This window comes from Pleomorphochaeta sp. DL1XJH-081, from assembly GCF_049310885.1.
Lineage (GTDB): Bacteria > Spirochaetota > Spirochaetia > Sphaerochaetales > Sphaerochaetaceae > CAYZJV01.
Genome location: NZ_JBMDYO010000049.1, coordinates 1 through 288, shown reverse-complemented (window position 1 = coordinate 288; position 288 = coordinate 1). Strand labels below are relative to the sequence as shown.

1 protein-coding gene is annotated in these 288 nt (G+C 47.2%); it reads left to right on the top strand.

Features of this window, described 5'->3' with window-relative positions; translation table 11 throughout:
• Nucleotides 1-44: 44 nt before the first annotated feature.
• Nucleotides 45-288 (top strand): nucleoid-associated protein HU-alpha (gene hupA / locus ACODJP_RS13860; RefSeq protein WP_422482500.1); only part of this gene is annotated, 244 nt, incomplete at its 3' end.

Sequence of the window (288 nt, the reverse complement as noted above, 5' to 3'; positions counted from 1 at the left end):
CACTCGATGCTTAGCAAGCGATAAACACATTGTAAGGATAACTTATGAACAAGACTCAACTGATTGATGTAATTGCAGACAAAGCAGAACTGTCCAAAACCCAGGCTAAAGCTGCTCTGGAATCCACTCTGGCTGCTATTACTGAGTCTCTGAAAGAAGGCGATGCTGTACAACTGGTTGGTTTCGGTACCTTCAAAGTGAACCACCGTGCTGAGCGCACTGGCCGTAACCCACAGACCGGTAAAGAAATCAAAATCGCCGCCGCTAACGTACCGGCGTTTGTTTCTG